16 protein-coding genes are annotated in these 18,295 nt (G+C 70.1%); 12 read left to right on the plus strand and 4 right to left on the minus strand.

The window, feature by feature from the left end; genetic code table 11:
• Positions 1 to 60 precede the first annotated feature (60 nt).
• From mqo to ACFRAQ_RS21165, 6 genes are all read left to right on the plus strand, one after another.
• Positions 61 to 1,590: a malate dehydrogenase (quinone) gene (gene mqo / locus ACFRAQ_RS21140; RefSeq protein WP_379101992.1), complete on the plus strand. Its 1,530-nt coding sequence runs from the start codon at positions 61 to 63 to the stop codon at positions 1,588 to 1,590.
• Positions 1,591 to 1,602: 12 nt separating this feature from the next.
• A complete protein-coding gene (locus ACFRAQ_RS21145) occupies positions 1,603 to 2,052 on the plus strand; it encodes a GNAT family N-acetyltransferase (protein ID WP_357281453.1) in 450 nt (149 codons plus the stop codon).
• 146 nt (positions 2,053 to 2,198) lie between these two features.
• Entirely contained in the window at positions 2,199 to 4,352 is a 2,154-nt protein-coding gene (locus ACFRAQ_RS21150) for a magnesium chelatase subunit D family protein (RefSeq protein ID WP_379101994.1), read from the plus strand.
• A 183-nt stretch (positions 4,353 to 4,535) separates the two neighbouring features.
• Positions 4,536 to 5,156, plus strand: a complete 621-nt coding sequence (gene cobO / locus ACFRAQ_RS21155; RefSeq protein ID WP_379101996.1) for a cob(I)yrinic acid a,c-diamide adenosyltransferase — start codon at positions 4,536 to 4,538, stop codon at positions 5,154 to 5,156.
• An 11-nt stretch (positions 5,157 to 5,167) separates the two neighbouring features.
• Positions 5,168 to 6,562, plus strand: a complete 1,395-nt coding sequence (locus ACFRAQ_RS21160; RefSeq protein WP_379102224.1) for a cobyrinate a,c-diamide synthase — start codon at positions 5,168 to 5,170, stop codon at positions 6,560 to 6,562.
• Complete coding sequence (locus ACFRAQ_RS21165; protein WP_379101998.1) at positions 6,549 to 7,304, plus strand: cobalamin biosynthesis protein; 756 nt, start codon at positions 6,549 to 6,551, stop codon at positions 7,302 to 7,304. Before ACFRAQ_RS21160 ends, ACFRAQ_RS21165 begins: the two co-directional genes overlap by 14 nt.
• A gap of 57 nt (positions 7,305 to 7,361) precedes the next feature.
• Here ACFRAQ_RS21165 and ACFRAQ_RS21170 read toward each other — a convergent pair whose 3' ends face one another.
• Positions 7,362 to 8,462 carry a hypothetical protein gene (locus ACFRAQ_RS21170; RefSeq protein ID WP_379102000.1) on the minus strand — a complete coding sequence of 367 codons (1,101 nt, stop codon included), beginning with the start codon at positions 8,460 to 8,462 and terminating at the stop codon, positions 7,362 to 7,364.
• Positions 8,463 to 8,473: 11 nt separating this feature from the next.
• A complete protein-coding gene (locus tag ACFRAQ_RS21175) occupies positions 8,474 to 9,601 on the minus strand; it encodes a phosphotransferase family protein (RefSeq protein ID WP_379102002.1) in 1,128 nt (375 codons plus the stop codon).
• Positions 9,602 to 9,894: 293 nt separating this feature from the next.
• Here ACFRAQ_RS21175 and ACFRAQ_RS21180 point away from each other — a divergent pair, with 293 nt between their 5' ends.
• Positions 9,895 to 11,253, plus strand: a complete 1,359-nt coding sequence (locus tag ACFRAQ_RS21180; protein ID WP_379102004.1) for a DoxX family protein — start codon at positions 9,895 to 9,897, stop codon at positions 11,251 to 11,253.
• Here ACFRAQ_RS21180 and ACFRAQ_RS21185 read toward each other — a convergent pair.
• Positions 11,220 to 12,236: a hypothetical protein gene (locus tag ACFRAQ_RS21185; protein WP_379102006.1), complete on the minus strand. Its 1,017-nt coding sequence runs from the start codon at positions 12,234 to 12,236 to the stop codon at positions 11,220 to 11,222. The two genes, ACFRAQ_RS21180 and ACFRAQ_RS21185, sit on opposite strands and share 34 nt — an antisense overlap.
• A gap of 228 nt (positions 12,237 to 12,464) precedes the next feature.
• Between ACFRAQ_RS21185 and cobA the strand changes: the two genes are divergently transcribed.
• From cobA to ACFRAQ_RS21205, 4 genes are all read left to right on the plus strand, one after another.
• Positions 12,465 to 13,673 carry a uroporphyrinogen-III C-methyltransferase gene (gene cobA / locus ACFRAQ_RS21190; protein WP_379102226.1) on the plus strand — a complete coding sequence of 403 codons (1,209 nt, stop codon included), beginning with the start codon at positions 12,465 to 12,467 and terminating at the stop codon, positions 13,671 to 13,673.
• Positions 13,674 to 13,749: 76 nt separating this feature from the next.
• Complete coding sequence (locus ACFRAQ_RS21195; RefSeq protein WP_379102228.1) at positions 13,750 to 15,213, plus strand: MFS transporter; 1,464 nt, start codon at positions 13,750 to 13,752, stop codon at positions 15,211 to 15,213.
• 55 nt (positions 15,214 to 15,268) lie between these two features.
• Complete coding sequence (locus ACFRAQ_RS21200) at positions 15,269 to 15,838, plus strand: TetR family transcriptional regulator (protein ID WP_379102008.1); 570 nt, start codon at positions 15,269 to 15,271, stop codon at positions 15,836 to 15,838.
• Positions 15,839 to 15,908: 70 nt separating this feature from the next.
• Positions 15,909 to 16,538, plus strand: coding sequence for a metal-dependent phosphohydrolase (locus ACFRAQ_RS21205; RefSeq protein WP_379102010.1), 630 nt, complete (start codon positions 15,909 to 15,911; stop codon positions 16,536 to 16,538).
• 67 nt (positions 16,539 to 16,605) lie between these two features.
• Here the strand turns inward: ACFRAQ_RS21205 and ACFRAQ_RS21210 are convergent, their stop codons facing one another.
• Positions 16,606 to 17,082, minus strand: a complete 477-nt coding sequence (locus ACFRAQ_RS21210) for an Lrp/AsnC family transcriptional regulator (protein ID WP_379102012.1) — start codon at positions 17,080 to 17,082, stop codon at positions 16,606 to 16,608.
• 84 nt (positions 17,083 to 17,166) lie between these two features.
• Between ACFRAQ_RS21210 and ACFRAQ_RS21215 the strand changes: the two genes are divergently transcribed.
• On the plus strand, positions 17,167 to 18,294 hold the full coding sequence (locus tag ACFRAQ_RS21215; protein ID WP_379102014.1) for a metallophosphoesterase: 1,128 nt from the start codon (positions 17,167 to 17,169) through the stop codon (positions 18,292 to 18,294).
• Position 18,295 lies beyond the last annotated feature (1 nt).

Below are 18,295 nucleotides of genomic sequence, written 5' to 3' on the forward strand. Positions count from 1 at the left end.
CGACGGGTAACCTAACCCCCACCTGGTGACCCAAAAAAGACAAGGAAGTCGATCCCCGCCGTGTCGAACGCTGCCACGATTGAAAAGACCGATGTAGTACTCATCGGTGCCGGCATCATGAGTGCCACCCTCGGTGCCCTTCTTCGTCAGGTGCAGCCGGATTGGTCGATCACCGTCTTCGAGCGCCTCGAAGCCGCGGCCGCCGAGAGCAGCGACCCGTGGAACAACGCGGGCACCGGCCACTCGGCCCTGTGCGAGCTGAACTACACGCCGCGGAACGCCGACGGCTCGGTCGAGATCGCCAAGGCCATCGACATCAACGAGCGCTTCCAGGTCTCGCGCCAGTTCTGGTCCTACTCGGTCGAGAACGGCGTGCTGGCCAACCCGTCGAACTTCATCAACCCCATCCCGCACGTGAGCTTCACCCACGGCGCGGACGGCGTCGAATACCTGCGCAAGCGCCACGAGGCGCTGTCGCGGCATCCGCTGTTCGAAGGCATGGAGTTCATCGACGACGCCGACGAGTTCGCGCGGCGACTACCGCTGATGTCCAAGGGTCGTGACTTCTCCGACCCGGTCGGCCTGAACTGGACCGACTACGGCACCGACATCGACTTCGGTGAGCTCACCAAGGAACTGCTGGCCTACCTGGGCGCGTCGGGCGCGGACATCGCGTTCGGCCACGAGGTGGTCAACCTGACCAAGCAGTCCGACGGCTCCTGGCTGGTGAAGGTGCGCAACCTGCGCAGCCACAAGGTTCGCGTCATCAACGCCAAGTTCGTGTTCGTGGGCGCGGGCGGCGGCGCGCTGCCGCTGCTGCAGAAGTCGGGCATCAAGGAGATCCGCGGTTTCGGCGGTTTCCCGGTGTCGGGCCTGTTCCTGCGCTGCACCAACCCGGCTCTGGTGGCACAGCACGAGGCCAAGGTGTACGGCCAGGCCTCGGTCGGCGCGCCGCCGATGTCGGTGCCGCACTTGGACACTCGCGTCATCAACGGTGAGAAGGGCCTGCTGTTCGGCCCGTACGCCGGCTGGACGCCGAAGTTCCTCAAGGACGGCAAGCTGACCGACCTGATCAAGTCGGTGAAGCCGAACAACCTGTTCTCCATGCTGGGCGTCGGCGTCACCGAGATGGGCCTGGTCAACTACCTGGTCGGTGAGCTGCTCAACTCGCAGAACGACCGGATCGGCTCGATGGAGGAGTTCATCCCGCGCGCCGACGGCGACGACTGGGAGCTGATCATCGCCGGTCAGCGCGTGCAGGTCATCCGCCGCAAGGGCGCGGGCGGCGTGCTGGAGCTGGGCACCGCGGTCGTCGCGGCCGAGGACGGCACCATCGCCGGTCTGCTCGGCGCCTCGCCGGGCGCGTCCACCTGTGTGAGCGCCATGCTCGACGTGATGAAGAAGTGCTTCCCGCGCGAATTCTCCACGTGGGAGCCGAAACTGAAGGAAATGGTGCCGTCGCTGGGCGTCAAGCTCTCCGAGAACCAGGCCCTGTTCCGCGAGGTGTGGGACTGGTCCACCAAGGCCCTGCAGCTGGACGTCGCCAACACGCCGGAGCCCGCGGGTATCGCTTCTCACGCGGAGATGTGATAGCAAGACGCGATGATGTCAACGGTTGCTCTCAAACGGTCGTGGTCCCAAGACCTGGACACCGCGACGCTGTACAAGCTGTTGAAACTTCGCGTGGAGGTTTTCGTCGTCGAGCAGAAGTGCGCCTACCCGGAACTGGACGGGTTCGATCTATTGCCGGAGACCCGTCACTTCTGGCTCGACGACGAGGGTGAGACCATCTGCACCCTCCGTCTCATGGAGGAGCATGAGGACGGCGTCAAGTCCTTCCGGATCGGCCGCCTCTGCACCACCCCGGAGGCTCGCGGCCACGGCTACACCACCCGCCTGCTGCAGGCCGCCCTGGCCGAAGCGGGTTCGGCGACGGTCCGCCTGAACGCCCAGACCTACCTGCTCGACATGTACACCAAGCACGGCTTCAAGGTCGACGGCCCGGAGTACATCGAAGACGGCATCCCGCACATCCCCATGCGCCGCGGCTGACCCCGCCCCGCACCCTTCCGCGCCCGCTGTGAAACCCACAGCGGGCGCGGCTGTTTCATCGGCGCTGCTCCGGAACGGCGGGCGGGCGGGCGCATCGGGGATGGGGTCGTGGGGGTTCGGCCGGTGGGCGCGCATAGAGTTGGGGCGTGTCTGTTCCTGTGGCTTACTCCGAGAGTGTTCGCGCGGCCGGTGACGAGGCCGGGTTTCCGTTCTCCGCGGTGGTGGGGCAGGAGCGGCTGCAGCTGGCGTTGATCCTGTGCGCGGTGCATCCCGGCATCGGCGGGGTGCTGGTGCGCGGGGAGAAGGGCACCGCCAAGTCGACCGTGGTGCGCGCGCTCGCGCAGCTGCTGCCCCCGGTCGTGGACGAGTCCGGCGCGCGGCCCGCGCGGCTGGTGGAACTGCCGGTCGGCGCGACCGAGGACCGCGTGGTCGGATCCCTGGACCTGGAGCGGGTGCTGCGGGACGGGGAGCAGGCGTTCAAGCCGGGCCTGCTGGCCGCCGCCCATCACGGCGTGCTCTACGTCGACGAAGTGAATCTGCTGCACGACCATCTGGTCGACGTCCTGCTCGACGCGGCCGCCATGGGGCGGGTGCACATCGAGCGCGACGGCGTCTCGCACACCCATCCGGCCCGATTCGTGTTGGTGGGCACCATGAATCCCGAGGAGGGGGAGCTGCGGCCGCAGCTGCTGGACCGCTTCGGCCTCACCGTGGACGTCGTCGCCTCCCGCGACGTGGACACGCGCATGGCCGTGGTCCGCCGCCGCCTCGACTACGAGGCCGACCCCGCCGCCTTCGCCGACCGCTACGCGGGCGCGGATCGCGCGGTGGCCGAACGTATTCTGACCGCCCGCGACCACCTCGCCGAGGTCAGCCTCGACAATGTCGAGCTGCGCCGCATCGCCGCCCTGTGCGCCGCCTTCGACGTCGACGGCATGCGCGCCGACCTGGTGGTGGCCCGCACCGCCACCGCCCACGCCGCCTGGCGCGGCGCCACCGAGGTCACCGAGTCCGACGTCCGCGTCGCGGCCGAACTCGCGCTGCCGCACCGCCGCCGCCGCGACCCCTTCGACGAACCCGGCATCAGCGAGGAACAACTCGACGACGCCATGCGCCGAGCCGCCGACGAAGCCGCCCGCGCCGAGCAGGATGGAGCTGACGGCCTGGGAAAAGGTGAGGCGGTCCCGCCGAACGGCGCGGGACCGCGGAATCCGGGGCAGGGCGAGGAGGGCGACGCCGATTCGCCTGCCGCGGAACAGAACTCACCCGAGCCTCGGAATCCCGCCGACTCGGCCTCGGCGGACCGACCCGACGGTCCGGACTCGCGCGATGCCGGCCCGGACTCGCCTGATGGTGGCCTGGACTCGCCGGACGGCGGCCCGGACTTCCCCGGTGGCGGCCCGAATCCTCCTGGGGGAGACCGGAATCCCTCCGACGACCGCGCCGCCCGCGACCCGTCTGCCGATCGCCCCGCCCGCGAGGGCAGCGTCGCCGCCTCCACCGCCACCCTCCCCAAGCCTCCGCGCTGGGAGGTCCCGGGTGTCGGTGAAGGCGCCCCCGGCCGCCGCTCCCGCGCTCGCACCCGCCAGGGCCGCATCGTCCGTGCCACCGACGACACCTCCACGGGCCTGCACCTCCTGGGCACTATCTTCGCCGCGGCCCCGCGCCAGTTCGAGCGTGGCCGCCTGACCGGCCCCCTCGCCTTCGCCCCCGACGACCTGCGTGGCGCGTATCGCGAAGGCCGCGAGGGCAACCTGGTCGTCTTCGTCGTGGACACCTCCGGCTCGATGGCCGCCCGCGACCGCCTCTCCGCCGTCACCAACGCCGTCGTGGCTCTGCTCCGCGACGCCTACCAGCGCCGCGACAAGGTCGCCGTCATCACCATGCGCGGCCAGGAAGCCGACCTGGTCCTGCCCCCGACCTCCTCGGTCGACATCGCCGTCCGCCGCCTGGCCGACCTGCGCACCGGCGGCAAAACCCCACTCGCCCAGGGCCTGCTGAAGGCCCGCGGCCTGATCCGCCGCGAACGCACCCGCGACCCCCACCGCCGCCCCCTGCTGGTCCTGCTCACCGACGGCCGCGCCACCGGCGGCGTCGATCCCGTCCCGCGTGCCCGGGCCGCCGCCCGCATGCTCGCCAACGACTCAGTCACCGCCATGGTCGTCGACTGCGAGCGCGGCATGATCCGCCTCGGCCTGGCTCGCGACTTCGCGGCCGAATTGCGCGGCGGCTACCTGCATTTGGGCGAACTCACCGGCGACGCCGTCGCAGGCATCGTCCGCGCGAGCCGGGCTGCGTAGACACGGTGGGAACGCGCGGAACAGCATGAAAGTTCGCGGCCCGTCTCGTTCTGGACTGAGTGGAGCGGAGGAGCGAAGCGGGGGAGCGGAGGGAGGGAAGAACGAGACTTCGGGGGCCGCGAACAGCCCGGAGCGAAGCGGAGGGCAAGATGAAACAGCCCGCGTTGAAAGGAGCCTCCACCGATGCCGAAGGGTGTTCCCCTCCCGGAATCCATTCCCGATGACGGTCTGACCACCCGGCAGCGGCGCAACCAGCCGGTGCTGGCGGTGCACACCGGGCCCGGCAAGGGGAAGTCGACGGCCGCGTTCGGGATGGCGTTGCGGGCGTGGAACCAGGGCTTCGACATCGCGGTGTTCCAGTTCGTGAAGAGCGCGAAGTGGAAGGTGGGTGAGGAGGCGGCGTTCCGTACCCTCGGGCAGCTGCACGACGAGACCGGCGCGGGCGGCGCGGTGGAGTGGCACAAGATGGGCGAGGGCTGGTCCTGGACCCGCAAGCAGGGCTCCGACGACGACCACGCGGCCGCGGCCGCGGCGGGCTGGCAGGAGATCCGGCGACGCCTGGAGACCGAACAGCATCGCTTCTATGTGCTCGACGAATTCACCTACCCGCTCAAGTGGGGCTGGGTCGATGTCGACGAGGTCGTCGAGACGCTCCGCGACCGGCCGGGCAATCAGCACGTAGTGATCACCGGCCGCGACGCCCCGCAGGCCCTGATCGACGCCGCCGACCTGGTCACCGAGATGACCAAGGTGAAGCATCCGATGGACGCCGGCCGCAAGGGCCAACGCGGCATCGAGTGGTGAGCGGGCCCGCCATGGTGAGCCCGGCGAGCACCCCCGCCGTCGTCATCGCCGCGCCCGCCTCGGGCAGCGGGAAGACCACGGTGGCCACCGGATTGATCGGCGCGCTGCGCCGTGCCGGGCACCGGGTCGCGCCGTTCAAGGTCGGCCCGGACTACATCGACCCCGGCTATCACGGCCTGGCCGCCGGCCGCCCGGGCCGCAACCTGGACCCGGTCCTGGTCGGCGCGGACCGCATCGCACCGCTGTACCTGCACGGCAGCCGCGACAGCGATCTCGCGGTGGTGGAGGGCGTCATGGGCCTGTTCGACGGCCGCATCGACGAACACCACACCGAACCCATCGCCGAGGGTTCGACCGCCCAGATCGCGGCCATGCTCGGCGCACCCGTGATCCTGGTGGTGGACGCGCGCGGCCACAGCCAGAGCCTGGCCGCCCTGCTGCACGGTTTCGCCACCTACGACAGCGGAATCCGGCTCGGCGGAGTGATTCTCAACCGCGTGGGCAGTGAACGCCACGAACAGGTCCTGCGCGCCGCCTGCGCCCGCGTGGGCCTGCCGGTGCTGGGCGCCCTGCCCCGGCTCGCCGAACTGGCCGTGCCCTCACGGCATCTCGGCCTGATCCCGGCGGTCGAACACGGCAATGCCGCGCAGGCGGCCGTGGACGCCATGACGGATCTCGTCGCGGCGCACATCGATCTGGCCGCGGTGGCCGCCCTGGCCGCATCCGATGTGCGGGGCCGGGCGTGGGATCCGGCGGCGGAAGTGACGGTCCAGGAATCGGGACCGGTGGTGGCCATCGCCGGGGGACCGGCCTTCACCTTCGGCTATGCCGAGCACCGCGAGCTGCTCACGGCGGCGGGGGCCCAGGTCCGCGTCTTCGACCCGCTGCGCGACGAACTGCCGTCCGGCACAGCCGGATTGGTCATACCCGGCGGCTTCCCCGAGGAACACGCCGCCGACCTCGCGGCCAACACCGGACTGCTGGCGGCCATCGCCGGCCAGGCCCGCCGCGGCCTCCCTATCCACGCCGAATGCGCCGGTCTGCTGTACCTGACCCGCACCCTCGACGGCCACCGCATGGCCGGTGTCCTCGACGTCGACGCCGAGTTCGGCCCGCGTCTCACCCTCGGCTACCGAGACGCGGTGGCGCTCACCGGCTCTCCGCTCTGGAGCGCGGGCGACCGCGTCCGCGGCCACGAATTCCACCGCACCCGGCTCGTCGACGCCGGTTCGGCGGACACCGCGTGGGCCTGGCGTTCACCCGCCGGGGAGACGGTCCGCGAAGGTGCGGTGCTCCGCCGTGTGCACGCGTCCTACCTGCACACGCACCCGGCGGGGAATCCGGCGGCGGTCGGACGGTTCGTCGCCGCGGCGGCCGACTTCGCCCGGACCGATGTCACGGTCTGACCTGGCGGTCGGTGTCGGGCTGCGTCCCGGGACGCCCGCCGAGGTGATCGTGGCGGCGGTGCGGGAAGCCTTGGGGGACAGGGTGGTCGGTCGATTGGCGACCCTCGACCGGCGCGCCGACGAGCCCGGTTTCGTGGAGGCGGCGTCTCGGCTGGGCGCGGAGGCGGTCCGCTTCTCGGCGTCGGAATTGGAAGCGGTCTTCGTTCCCCATCCCTCGGATCGGGTCGCGGACGCGGTCGGCGCGGCGAGTGTCGCGGAGGCGGCGGCCGTGCTGGCCAGTGGGGGCGGGGATCTGGTCGTCGCCAAGACGATCGTGTCCGGCGTCGTCATCGCTGCCGCCGAACCGGACCAGCGCGGGTATATCTTCTGTGCTGTGGCCGACCCCACCCCGACCCTGACCCCGGACCGCTGGCGCACCTTCCTGACCTGGTGGCGCTTCTGGGGCATCCTGGGTTTCTGCGGCTCGGCCTTCCTGACGTTCCTGATCATCAGCGATCTGGACGGCGTCCCCGCCTACTGCGGCTGGCGGCATCCCTGCCCGCCGTGGATCACCCTGACCGTCGGGGCGTTCCCGATGTACGTGTGGGCGGCGGGCGGAGCTGTCACCTGGCAGTTGGGGCGTATGGCCCGCAGACGCGGCTGGCGGCCGTCCCTGAGCATCCCGATCGGGGCGCTGATCTTCTTCCCCGGCCTGCTCCTGAGCCTCTACGTCGTCTACCACTACTGGTGGCCGAACGGCTGACACGCCGCAGCCCCCGCCGACTGGTTGGGTACCGGCGAGGGCTGCGACTTCCCGCGATCAGGGCGCGACAGAACCCCAATCGGCGAATCCGGTCGGATCGTGCCGGCCCATGGTGCCGTGCTCGAACAAACCCCAGCCCTCGTCGTCGCCGCAGCGCGCCTTGCCGACGTGGTCGATGACGCCGAACGGAATCCGACCGGCCACAGCGGGATCGGTCAGGTCGTAGAGCTTGCTCTCGGACCAGTCGCGGCCCTTCCACTGCCCGTGCAGCCAATCCGGGTCGCCGCCGTAGCCGCAGCCGGCATTGAGCGCGATGAAGGTCCCGGCCTCGACCTCGACTTCCAGGGGCTTGCCGTCGGGCGTGGAGAGCTCCAGGCGCAGCGCGGTCGGGATGCGGGTGCCGGACTTGTAGGTGAGATGCACACGCGGCCAGCCCAGCTGCTCGACGCGCCCGTCGTTCCAGACGCGGGTGGCGTCGTTGAGCGTGCGGAAGCCGTTGGGCTCCTCCTGCACGATGACGATGATCGAGTAGTCGTCGAACTTCAGCGGCACGTACAGCCACCAGAAGCCCTCGGACGGCTCGTCGGCCACCCGCCCGGCCGGATCGGCGTCACCGACGGGCCGGATGCCCCAGGAGCGGTCGCGGGTGCCGCACCACACGGCGGGATCGATGGCGAAGTCGTCACCGTCGACATTCAGTGTGCCCGACCAGGTTCCGACCTGGGCGAAACGCTGGGCGTCGATGATGGGCCGGTGCAGCTTGGTGATGATGGTGTGCGGCTGCTCGGCGACCGCGGGGTGCGCGCCCTCCCAGGTGAGGTCGAACGACAGGTCGTTGTGCTCGCAGATCACCCGCAGCTTCTGCAGCGGCTCGATCACCTCGATGCGGTAGCCGCCGACCGCGAGGTCCAGGCCGCGCTGTTCGAGCGCGTCGGAGAACCGCACCGCACGCTGGGTGTCGCCGCGGCGCACGGTCGCGAAGGCGTCGGTCACGCCCAGGTTCGGGTAGACGCCGAACCCGGTGATGAGCATGGTGTCGCCGCCGGTCTGGATGGCGTTGTAGTAGCTGCGGTCGTAGAAGTTGCGATCGCTGCTCACCACCCGCGCCATGGGCAGCGGGGTCTGGTGGATGGGGTATTCGTCCAGCGGACCGATCATGTCCTCGTCTCTCAATCCCAGTTGTACGTGCCGTCGAGCAGTGCTTCGATCAGATCCGCGTGCATGACGAATTCGTCGCGGTTCTCGGGTTCGGTGGTCTCGCCGAAGTGGATCATCCGCCGCCAGATGCGGGCCATCACGACGCCGTGGCGCAGGGCGGCGTAGGTGAGGTACCAGTCCAGGTCCCGCAGGGTGTGGCCGGTGGCCTCGGTGTAGAGCTTCTCGACGTCGGAGCGCCGCATGTAGTCGGGCACGCCGGGCTGGCCGTACTTGGTGGCCATGTCCTGGAAGAAGCGGTGGATGAGCAGGGTCCAGGCGACGTCGAGTTCGCGCGGGCCGATGGCGGCCATCTCCCAGTCGAGCACGGCGTTGGGGGTGAGGCCCTCGAACATGATGTTGCCGGGGCGGGCGTCGCCCCAGCTGAGCACGTCGGCGCTCGGGTCCTCGGGGAAGTTGTCCTCGAGCCACTGGAAGGCGCGGTCCAGGATGGGAATGTTGTAGCCGTCGTCGGTGAGAGCCCAGGCGTACCAGCGCTTCTGGGCGTCGAGGTGGCGGCGCAGCGCGGGGCCGTCGCCGTCGAGGTGCGGGAACCGCTCGGCGGGCTTGTCGATGGCGTGGACGCGCGCGATCACGTCCACGGTGTTGCGGGTGATCTCCATGCGCTGTTCGGGGGTGGCGTCGAAGAGCCAGCCGGTGAACACGTAGGGCGGGTTGTCGGCCGGCGCCTGGCCGCCGACGCGGCGCATCACCAGGAACGGCGAGCCGAGGATGCTCTCGTCGGCCTCGTACCAGCACAGCGGCGGGATCGGCAGGTCGGTGGCCTCGGTGACGCCCGCCATGGTGGCGAACTGGCCGCCGAGATCGTATTTCTCGAAGACCGGGAAGGAGTCGGCTTCGGGGGCGAGCCGGGCGACGAAGGAGCCGCCCGCGGGCTGACCGTTCTCAGTCCATTCGGCGTCGAACAGCAGTGTGGCGCTGGACATGCCGCCGGCCTGGGGGTGGGTCAGCGAGGTGACCCGCGGCGGGGTGTCCGATTCGACCTTGGTGGACAGCCATTGGGTCAATCTGGTCGCGAGCTCGTCGTCATCGCGGTCGGAGACCGTCAATTCCCATTTCTCATTGAGGTCGTCGGCGGACATTGCCGTCCCTTCTAGCGCACCAGCATCGGCGGCAGCCGTGTGGTCTGAGTAACACGTGCCCAAAATGTAACCGGTTCTAGTGGGGGGTGGGAAGTGCTCTCGGCGATTGGTGTAAGCAGTACCGCTGACCGGGATGACCGCTGGTCGGAGGTGTGGACTCGTGCTGTCCCGTAATCCCTTGGGAGGACTTCCGATTAGGCATATTCCGGGTCGGCTCAGGGTCTTCACGGAGGCGCCGCGTGGGGTCCGGAACCTAGCGTCGAAGGTCCGGATCGACGACGAGGGGATGTGGGATGAGCCTGCTGACGGCCGAGGACGGAACCGATCTGGCGGCGCGGCCGCCGGGGGAGCGCGCCGGCTGGAAACCGGCCGCCCGGATTCTCTTCCGATTCGGCTTTCTCTATTTCGGACTGTTCTGCGTTTTCTATCCGCAGCCGATCTTCGCCTTTCTCGGCGTCATCGCGGAATGGCTGCCGGAGAATATTCAGATCACCATGGTGAACTGGTATCACGGGCCGATCGAATGGGTCGGGCGGACCGTATTCGGCGCCGATGTCGCCCTGAATCCGCAATCGGGCAGCGGCGATCAAGGCTATTTGTGGGTCCTGGTCTTCTGTGTGCTGGTGATCGCCGTCGCGGGCACCCTGGTCTGGAGTGTGCTGGACCGCCACCGCACCGAATACCGCCGTCTCGCGAGCTGGTTCCTGCTGTTCATCCGGCTCTGCCTGGCCGGGCAGATGCTGGGTTACGGCTTCGCCAAACTGGTTCCGACGCAGATGCCGGTGCCGCCGCTGGACGCGTTGGTCCAGCCGCTGGGCAACATCAGCCACTCGTCCATGCTGTGGCTGCAGGTCGGCACCTCGCCGGTCTACGAAATGCTGCTGGGCGGGGCCGAGGTGCTGGGCGGCGTCCTGTTGCTGCTGCCGCGCACCACGCTGGCGGGCGTGCTGCTGAGTCTGGTGAGCATGGCGCAGGTGTGGGTGCTGAACATGACCTTCGACATCCCGGTCAAGCTGCTGTCGTTCCATCTCATGCTGCTGTGCCTGGTGCTGCTGGTCCCGGAGGCGCGGCGCCTGACCGCGGTGCTCACCGGCCGGGCGGCGGGACCCGCGGACACCCCGGAGCCGGTGTCGAGCGCCAAGGGCCGCCGGATCCTCGCGATCGGGCAGGTGGCGCTGCTCGTCTGGTTCCTCATCGCGCAGGTGGTGCAGCAGACGCGGGCCTACCACGAGTGGGGCCCGGGGCGGCCGAAGTCGGAGCTGTACGGCATCTGGGCGGTCACCGAGTTCACCCGCGACGGCCGGACCGTGCCGCCGCTGCTGACCGACGAAACGCGGTGGCGGCGACTGGTGTTCGACAACCCCGAGGCGGCGTCCTATCAGACGATGGACGACACGCTGACCACGGTCGGCGCGAAGATCGACGCGTCCGCGCACACGCTGACGCTGCTCGCGCCCGGTGGCGAGGGCTCGGACGGGCCGCGGCCACTGGCCACCTTCACTGTCGAGCGCCCGCGATCCGAGCGGCTGGTGCTGACCGGCGAGGTGTCCGGACATCCGGTGACCGTCACCCTCCAACTCGTCGACGAGAGCGGTATCCGATTGCGGCAGGGCGGGATTCACCTGGTCCAGGACGTCCCGCGGTTCAACTGACGCCGACGGTGCTGCACTGGTTGTCCCACAACGGTGCTGCACTGGTTGTCCCACAGTGGATTCGGCGCGAGGAATTCGCCGCTGCCCCGCACGAAGGCCTGCTGGGCGTCGATCCGGCCCAGCAGGTGGGCCGCCAGCCAGGCCGTCGGATACCCGAGGTACCCGTGCACCCCGGTCGCGCACGGCCAGGCCGCGCCGGCGCAATCCGGTTGGCCTTGCACGTCATTGTGATCCGGGGTGACCAGGGTGCCCCACGCCTTCGGGATTCCGGCGGGCACCGCGTCGTAAAAGGCCCGCATGGACTCCAGCCCGATGGCCTGCGCCGGCAACAGCTGATCCGACGGCGAGATGAGGGTGTCGGCCGCGCCGTTGACGAAGAACACCGAGCCCGCCGTCAGCGCCCGGATATCGGGGCACGACACGCCGAAGACGCACAGCAGTTGGATCGGCAGTTCGATCGGCACCGCGGTCGTGATCCGGCCGCCGGAATGCGCCATGGCATTGAGGGCTCCGGTCGCGCCCTGCGAATGTCCCACGGCCCCGACCGCATCCGGGTCGAGGTTGCCGTGGAAGACGCTGCCGGGGTCGGCGGCCAGGTTCAGCAGCTTGTCCACCGCGCCCGCGATGTCCACGCCGGAGCCGGTGGCGGCGTTCTCGGTGGCGATCACCACGAACCCCCACGAGGCGAAATGCCGCAGCAGGTAGGCGTATTGGCCCGGGTGCGCGTCGGTGCCGTCGCCCCAGGTGATGATGGGATGCCGGAATCCCTTGGCCCCCAGGTCGGTCGGATACCAGATGTCGTAGGCCGCTCCGGTGGAATCGCAGCAGGTGAAGGCTGTGCGCTCGGTCACCTGCCAGGGCCCCGGTTGCGAATACGCGCTCTCCACAGGCGGATCCGCGTGGCCGGTGCCCGGGGCGAGGCCGAGCGCCAGGAGCGCGGCGAGCAGGAGACTGCGAACGACCACGACGACCCTGCGTGTCATAGCTATTCAGCATAAGAACTGACGGGCCGGTTCCGTCGCAAGTTACGCGGACCGCCGCGCGCAGTCCGCGCGGATCGTGAACTTCCTATCGATTGCTGCACGGACGCCAGGCGATTGTCGTGCGCGGCCGTGCACGCCGTACCCTGAATCCTTGTGCAGAACCCCGCAGCCACCCCCGATGACCAGCCGGTTCCCGCGTCCCGGGCCGAGACCGGTGACCCGAACTACCTGGTCGGCCTCGATCTGAACGGCCGCCGCGTGGTCGTGGTCGGCGGCGGCACGGTCGCGCAGCGGCGGCTCGGGCTGCTCATCGCCTCCGGCGCGGACGTGCACGTGATCAGCCGCGAGGTCACCCCGGCGGTCGAGGGCATGGGCACCATGGGGCAGCTGACCATCGAGCTGCGCGCCTACGCCGACGGCGACCTGGACGGCGCCTGGTACGCCATGGCCTGCACCGACGAACCGGACACCAATGCCGCCGTGGTCGCCGAGGCGACCCGCCGCCGCATCTTCTGCGTGCGCGCCGACACCGCTCGCCTGGGCACCGCGGTCACCCCGGCGACCGCCCGCTACGACGGCATGACCCTGGGTGTGCTGGCGGGCGGGCAGCACCGCCGTTCCGCCGCGGTCCGCAACGCGCTGCTCGAGGCCCTGCAATCCGGTGTGGTGACCGATGATTCGGCCCCCGTCACGCCGGGCGTGGCCCTGGTCGGCGGCGGCCCCGGCGACCCGGACCTGATCACCGTGCGCGGCCGCCGCCTGCTGGCCCGCGCGAATCTCGTTGTCGCCGACCGCCTCGCGCCGCCGGAGCTGCTGGCCGAGCTGGGCCCCGACGTCGAGGTCATCGACGCCGCCAAGATCCCCTACGGCCGGGCCATGGCGCAGGAGCACATCAACGCCGCGCTCATCGAGGGCGCGAAGGCGGGCAAGTTCGTGGTCCGGCTCAAGGGCGGCGACAACTATGTCTTCGGCCGCGGCTACGAGGAACTCGAGGCGTGCGTCGACGCGGGCATCCCGGTGACCGTGGTTCCCGGCGTCACCTCCGCCATCTCGGTTCCGGCGCTGGCCGGTATCCCGGTCACCCACCGCGGCGTCACCCATGAGTTCGTGGTGGTCAGCGGCCACGTCGCCCCCGACCATCCGGACTCCCTGGTCGACTGGCCGGCCCTGGCCCGTCTGCGCGGCACCATCGTGCTGCTCATGGCGGTCGAGCGGATCGAGAAGTTCGCCGATGCCCTGATCGCCGGCGGCCGCGCGACCGACACCCCGGTCACCGTCATCCAGGAGGGCAGCCTGCGCACCCAGCGCGTCCTGCGCGCCGACCTGGCCACGGTCGCCGAACGGGTCCGGGCCGAGGGCATCCGCCCGCCGGCCATCATCGTCATCGGCCCCACCGCGGGGTTCACCGCCGGAGCTCCGGACCCGGCCAACTCCTGACGAGCGTGATGAGGACGGTTGCCCCGGTCACTGCATCCTCTAGAGTGGGCCCGTGCTCGATAACCCCGCTGCGACGATGCAGTATCCGGTGACCAAGCGGGCGTTCGGGCTCGCGATTCTCGTCCTCAGCGGGCTACAGCTGATGGTCGTGCTCGACGGCACGGTCATGATCCTGGCGCTGCCCCGACTACAGGAGCAGCTGGGCCTGTCCAACGCCGGCAGCGCGTGGACCGTGACCGCGTACGGTCTGCCTTTCGCCGGGCTCATGCTGCTGGGCGGGCGGCTCGGTGACTCGTTCGGGCGCAAGCGCATGCTCATCACGGGTGTCGGGCTGTTCACGGTGGCCTCGGCGCTGTGCGGCACCGCGCAGAACGAGGCGTGGCTGATCGCGGCTCGCGCGCTGCAGGGCACGGGTGCGGCCATCGCCGCGCCGACGGCGTTCGCGTTGGTGGCGAGCACCTACGCGCCCGGTCCGGCCCGCAATCAGGCGGTGGCCATCTTCGGTTCCATGGTCGGTGTCGGGTCGGTCGGCGGTCTGGTGATCGGCGGCGCGCTGACCCAGGTGGACTGGCGCTGGATCTTCTGGATCAATGTGCCGATCGGCCTGCTCATCGTGTGGGGCGCGGTCACCCAGCTGCGCGACACCGTGCACCAGCGCATGTCCATGGATGTGCGCGGCGCGGTGCTGGGCACGCTGGCGTGTGTGGCGATCGTGTTCGGCGCGACCGAGGGGCCCGAGCTGGGCTGGACGAGTCCGGTGATCCTGGGTTCGGTGATCGGCGGTCTGGTGCTGCTGGTGGTGTTCGTGCTGGCCGAACGTGATGTCGAGAACCCGCTGCTGCCGTGGTCGCTGTTCGACAGCCGCGACCGCGTGATCACGTTCATCGCCATCTTCCTGACCTCCGGCGTGCTCGGCGCGACCACCTTCTTCGTGGCGCAGTTCCTGCAGAACGTGCTGCGCTACAGCCCGTTGCAGGCCGGTCTGGCCAGCATCCCGTTCACCCTGGGTGCGGGTGTCGGCACCGCGGTGGCGTCGAAGGCGTGCATGTACGTGAAGGCGCGCTGGCTGCTGCTGGCGGCGGCCGCGGTGCTCTCGGGCGCGCTGTATTTCGGTTCCACCCTGGACAGTTCGGCCGACTACCTCCCGACGCTGCTGGTCATGATGTCGATCGTCGGCTTCTGCATCGGCATCGGCATCGTGATCCTGCCGCTGTGTGTGCTGGTCGGCGTGGACATGGCCCATATCGGTCCGCTCTCGGCGGTGGGGCAGATGTTCATGAACATGGGCACGCCGTTCGCGGTCGGCATCCTGAGCCCAGTGGCGCTGTCGCGCACGCTGTCGCTGGACAAGGGCGCGACCGGCAAGGTGAGCACCATGACCCAGCATCAGATCGACGCGCTGGGCAGCGGCTACACCCTGGTGCTGCTGGTGTGCGCCATCGGCACCGCGGTCATGGGCCTGCTGGCGTTGACGCTGCGGTACACGCCCGCGCAGCTGGCGCAGGCGCAGCACGCGCAGGACGAGGCGCAGAAGAACTGAGCCGGGGGCCCGGGGTCGCTTGGGCGTCAACACGTGTTGGCCTACACTTGTGGGCATGACTGTGGAGACGGGTCCCCGCCGCTCGGACGCGACCCGCGCGGCGATTCTCGACGCGGCGCGCAAACGGTTCGCCGAGGACGGCTTCCGCAAGGCGACCATCCGGGCCATCGCCGCCGACGCGGGCATCGATCCGTCGATGGTGATGCGGTACTACGGCAATAAGGACGGATTGTTCGACGCCGCACTCGATGTCGACCTGGCCCTGCCGGATCTCGGTGCGGCCGCGCCGGATTCGGTGGGCGGCCTGCTGGCGGCGCGCTTCCTGGAACTGTGGGAGCAGCCGCCGACCAGCGAGATCCTGCTGACCCTGCTGCGGTCCGCGCTCACCGATGATGCGGTGGCCGAACGCACCCGGCGCATCTTCGCCCAGCAGTTGATGCCCGCGGTGCTGGGCTTCGGCGACCCGGCCGACGCGCCGCACCGCGCGGGCCTGATCGCCGCGCAGATGCTGGGACTCGCGTTGTGCCGCTACATCTTGCGGCTGCCGCCGGTGGTGGCGCTCACCCAGGAGCAGATCGTGGCCGAGATCGGCCCCACCATTCAGCGCTACCTGTCCTCGACCTGACCCGGCGAGTGGTGAAAGCCACCGTTCTCGAGGGGTTTTCTCCGGCCCCGGTTTTCGGCACACTGCCCGGATGGGGATGAGCCTGGACGCGGAACTGCTGGACCGCTGGACGACACTGGCCGGGCCGCAGGCGCGGGCGGTGGGGGAGGACCTGGTCCGCCGCTATCGCGAGCCGCACCGCCGCTATCACACCGTCGAACACCTGGCCGCCATGCTCGCGGTCATCGACGATCTGGCCGCGGATGCCGACGACCTGGACGCCGTCCGCTACGCCGCGTTCTTCCACGACGCGGTGTACGCCATGGACGGCACCGACAACGAGGAGGCCAGCGCCCGCCTGGCCGAAACCACCCTGCCCGCACTGGGAGTCGCGCCCGGCCAGGTCGCCGAGGTCGCCCGCCTGGTCCGCCTCACCGGCGGCCACCACCCGGCCCCGGCGGACCGCAATGGCGCGGTCCTCTGCGACGCCGACCTGGCCATCCTCGCCGCCGACCCGGCCGGATACGCCGCCTACACCGCGGCCGTCCGCGCCGAATACGCCCACGTCCCCGATGATCTGTTCCGCAAGGGCCGCGCCGCGGTCCTGGCCGCCCTGGCGGAAGGCCCCGCCCTGTTCCGCACCCCGACCGCGCTGCGGCGCTACGAGGCCGCGGCCCGCGCCAACCTCGCCGCCGAAATGGCCGCGCTCACAGTCGAATAGCGGCGCTCGTGGTCGGCCGCCCCAGCCGATGGGTTGACGGGCCGCGCGCGCGAGGCGGGGCGGTGGCTCAGCGCGTGCCCCACTTGTAGGTCTGTTTGCGCAGTTTGAGGTAGACCATGATCTCCGCGTGGCGCACGCCCGCCAGGGCGCGGATGCGGTGGGAGACCAGGTCGAGCAGTGCTTCGTCGTCGGAGCAGACGGCCTCGCAGAGGATGTCGTAGCGTCCGGCGCAGATCACCACGTAGTTGATCTCGTCGATCAGGGCGAGCGCGTCGGCGACCGGCTGCACCGAGCCGTCGACGGTGATGGCGAGCATGGCCTGCCGGAACAGTCCGACCTGCAGCGGGTCGGTGACGGCCACGATCTGGATGACGCCGGCGTCGGCGAGCTTGGTCACCCGCTGCCGCACCGCCGCCTCGGACAGCCCGACCACCTTGCCGATGGTGGCGTAGGCCCGCCGCCCGTCCTCCTGCAGTTCGGTGATGATGCGTTTGGAGATGTCGTCGAGGTGCGGTGTGCCGCGTCCGGAGGTCTGGTCGGTCACGTGTGATCATCCTTCCCGAGAAACCCGGTACGTTGGAGAGCACGCCTTCTCCGGCGGCATTCGGTCCGACAAGGATGATCTCCCGTGAAGTACGTTCCCCGCGCGGTTCTGTTCCTCTGCGTACCCGCGCTGTTGTTCCTGCTCCCGTGGTGGCTGCTGGTCTACACCACCCTCTCCGGTGCGGCGTTCTGGCTCGGCACCGCGGTCTTCCTGCTCGGATATCTGGCGCTGCCCGCGGGCATGCTGCTCGGGCACGGGCCCCGGCAGTCGGATGCGGCGGCCCTGGTGGGCGACACCTTGCTGGGTGTGATGTGGGTGGTGTTCAGCTGGTCGGCGATCGGCGCGGTGGTGCGCGGCGGCCTGGCGGTGGCCGGGGTGGACGATCCGGCCCGCTCCCGGATCGTGGCCGCGGGTGTACTCGCGGTCGCGGTGGTGCTGACCGCGTACGCGATCTACAGCGCCCGCAAGGTGCCGAAGGTGCGGACCGTCGAGGTCGAGATTCCGCGCCTGGGAGCCGGATTGGACGGTTTCCGGCTGGCCGTGGTCACCGACACCCATTTCGCCGCGACGGACCGGCTGCGCTGGTCGGAGCGGGTGGTGGCCGAGGTCAACGCCCTGCGCCCCGACATCGCCTGCCACGCGGGCGATCTCGCGGACGGTTCGGTGACCAAGCGTGGCGCGCAGGTGGATCCGCTGGGCAAGGTCGAGGCCGAGTACGGGCGCTTCTACATCACCGGCAATCACGAGTACTTCGGTGACGCTCCGGGCTGGATCGAGCACATGGCGGGCCTGGGCTGGCGGCCGATGCGCAATGAGCACGAGGTCGTCACCCGCGATGGCGACAGCCTGGTGATCGCGGGCATCGACGACCCGACCGGCACCAGCCTGAGCGGCCACGGCCCCGATCTGCCCGCCGCCCTCGCCGGCGCGGACCCGAACTTGCCGGTGATCCTGCTGGCGCATCAGCCCCGTCAGGTCGCCGACGCGGTGGCTTCGGATGTGGCCCTCCAGATCTCGGGCCACACCCACGGCGGTCAGATCTGGCCGTTCCACTACCTGGTCCGCTTGGAGCAGCCGGTGGTGGCGGGCCTGAGCCGCCACGGCGAACGCACCCAGCTCTACACCAGCCGCGGCACCGGTTTCTGGGGTCCGCAGCTGCGCCTGTTCGCCCCGAGCGAGATCACCCTGCTGATCCTGCGCGCTCCGCGCTGAG

The organism is Nocardia sp. NPDC056611 (assembly GCF_042792755.1).
GTDB lineage: Bacteria > Actinomycetota > Actinomycetes > Mycobacteriales > Mycobacteriaceae > Nocardia.